Origin of the sequence: Streptomyces sp. NPDC057438 (assembly GCF_042802995.1) — a bacterium.
Taxonomy (GTDB): Bacteria; Actinomycetota; Actinomycetes; order Streptomycetales; family Streptomycetaceae; genus Streptomyces.
Genome location: NZ_JBHVDD010000188.1, coordinates 1 through 2,605, shown reverse-complemented (window position 1 = coordinate 2,605; position 2,605 = coordinate 1). Strand labels below are relative to the sequence as shown.

General features: G+C 68.6%; 2 protein-coding genes and 1 pseudogene. 2 read left to right on the top strand and 1 reads right to left on the bottom strand.

Annotated elements, in window-relative coordinates:
* Positions 1-281: 281 nt before the first annotated feature.
* Positions 282-635 (top strand): annotated as a pseudogene (locus ACFU5F_RS42215) (DDE-type integrase/transposase/recombinase); the annotation flags it as partial.
* Here the strand turns inward: ACFU5F_RS42215 and ACFU5F_RS42210 are convergent.
* The gene (locus ACFU5F_RS42210; RefSeq protein WP_383898983.1) at positions 608-1,237 is read right to left on the bottom strand and encodes a DUF4360 domain-containing protein; all 630 of its coding nucleotides are present in this window, start codon (positions 1,235-1,237) and stop codon (positions 608-610) included. The pseudogene ACFU5F_RS42215 and the gene ACFU5F_RS42210 overlap by 28 nt on opposite strands.
* A 1,028-nt stretch (positions 1,238-2,265) precedes the next feature.
* Here ACFU5F_RS42210 and ACFU5F_RS42205 point away from each other — a divergent pair.
* On the top strand, positions 2,266-2,605 hold a 340-nt coding region (locus ACFU5F_RS42205), incomplete at its 3' end, for an FG-GAP repeat protein (RefSeq protein WP_383898981.1).

The following is a 2,605-nucleotide window of genomic DNA, read 5'->3' as shown; positions in this document are numbered from 1 at the left end:
GGAACTCCTTCGGATACGGCTTGGGCACTGCAACATCCTTCCAGGCCGCCTCTCAGCAAGCCAGGTCAGGTGTCACTCATCCGTGCAGCAGTCCCCACCTACGAGGTCCGGACGCTGGACCAACGGCACGCCTTGCTCTGTCTCGGCCGCGCAGCCCAGTTGCGAGACGCGTTGCTCCTCGCCGACGAGCAGATTCTGTCCCGAAGTGCGCCCGCTGCGGTGGAGATTCGCAGAGGTCGCTCCACCGTCGGACTTCTGACCCGTGCGGACTTGGGCCGGGTATCGTCCCCGACAAGCTCCGCTCCTGCAGAGCGGCCCACTGCGAGGTCATGCCCTCCGTCGAGCACCGCTCCCACAAGGGGCTGAACAACCGGGCCGAGAACAGCCACCAGCCCACAAGGCAGCGCGAACGGGCGATGAAAGGCTTCCGCGGCACGGGCGCAGCCCAGCGGTTCCTGTCCGTGTTCAGCGGCATCTCACCCCAATTCCGGCCCCGACGCCACCTGCGGTGCGCGGCGAGCCGCCGATCGGAGCAACCGGCCGGGGGCACCGGCCGGTCACGGCCCTCCGGGCAGTCCAGGCGCCGAGCCTCACGTTGCCCCGGGCGTCAGCACCGCTTCCAAATGAGCCGGTAGGAGGCGCCCGGGACGTCCGTCGAACCCATGGTGACCACGCTGGCGCGGTTGCCCGAGCCAGCGCTCACCTGCAGGGATGTGTTGACGTTGAGGTACCGCTGCGAGCCGCACGGTGCCCAGACCAGCCGGTTGTCCGGCACGCTGTCGGACACAGCCCAGTCATCCTGGTACGGCCCCGTCAGCGGGTGGGACTGGAAGACGTCGTCCGTCGTCCCCTGGAAGTAGTAGTCGGACTTGATGGTGGCGGTCGCGCGCGCGGGCAGCGAGGCGTGGCCGCTGTGGTCAAGCCCGAAGAGGGCGTAGGTATAGGACGCCGGGGCTTTGACGTCCAGGACGAGCTGGCAGTTCTTCCGCGCGTCGGCCGGTCCGGCATTGCCACCGGCCTGGGCGGTGTAGGCGTCGTACTTCACTGTGAGCGTGGAGTTGTCGGGGGACACCGTGGCACCAGCCGTGCCCGCCGGGCACCCGGAGCCGTTGATCGTCTTGATCACGACCTGGGCCCCCTCGGCCGGCGCGTCGGCGGCGGCCGACCCGGATTGGACCGACAGCAGCCCGAGGCATAACGCCGCCAGTGCTCCGCTGGTGGTGAGAAGACTAGACATGACTCTCCTATCGCAGTACGGCTGGTGACGGAGTCCCACAGGCATGACGCGGGGCGGCCGTCCTCACCCGCTTCGGCCTCCGGAGCAGGTTCGGTCATCGGTGCATGCACGGCGGCGGAACTGTCCGTACGGGTTCGGGCGACGGCCGTGCGGTCATCACCGCGGGCCGCAGCGGGCCCCCCGGGGTGGGAGCGCGCCCACTATAGGGGGAGCCTGCCACCTACGAAAGAGACGAGTGCGGCGCAACCTCCGGAACAGCAGGCGGGCGGCGGCGAATCCGTCGTACAGGTCGCAAACCAAGATCAGCCGTTGAATTGACACACCCGGGCTGCGCAGGTCGGACGACCGGCGCGCCTATGGGCAACAGCGTCGATGATCGCGACAAGGGAATCAGGTAGCGGCCGCGGTGATCGGCTCGGGACGGGCACGGCGGCCTCCAAGGAAACGGGCGATGCGACGGCCATGCTGCCGGGTGCCTCTGACAGAGTGATGCCTCTGAGTGACGTCCCGGTGAGCCCTCACCTTGCCGTGGGCATTCGGAACACCGTCTGTGCGGTCTACAGCACGCCGAGCAGGGCGTTGTCTTCCCACTCTCGAGGTAGCCGGCGAGGGCCTTGGAGTGCGGGGCCCAGCCGCCCTGCTTGGCGATGACGATCTGGTCGTGGCCTTTCAGGCGGGAGGAGGTGGCGAGCCCGCGGCGGGGGCTGTGGCCGGTGAAGCGGATCTCGATCCCGGCGCGTTCGCCGGCGCGGGTGACGACGTCGCCGATGGACTCGGGCTGCGTCCGCTCTCCAGGCCGGTGTGCAGAACCCGTTCATCGACCACCCCGAGTGGGTCGAGGCGATCTGGTAGACCGACGGTGACACGCGCTGAATTCCCTGTGACAACAAGGGAGTTCAGCGCCACACCTGTCTCCTCGGTTACGAATCCATGACATTGGGACGTACAACTGGGATCGCCCGGCTCGAGTCGTACCCACTGAACGCGGCCTCCCGCGTACAGAACCGACCGACTCGAAAGGCTCACGTATGTCCCGAGCACACCGCCGAACCCGTACCGCGCTCACCGCACCCCTGGCAGCCGCGGTGCTGCTCGCCGGAGGATTCGGCGCCATGGCTCTCACCGGGGGCCCGGCGCTGGCGGCCACCGGGTCCGCGGACACGCAGGACGACTTCAACGGCGACGGATACGCCGACCTGGTCGTGTCGGCTCCGGACGCCACGATCTCCAGCAAGGCCAAGGCGGGCTACGTGGCCGTCACGTACGGCTCCGCCAATGGGGTCTCCGCCGCCAACAAGAAGCTCATCAGCCGCTCCACCAGCGGCGTTCCCGGCTCCGCCACCGCGAACCAGCGCTACGGGACCAACT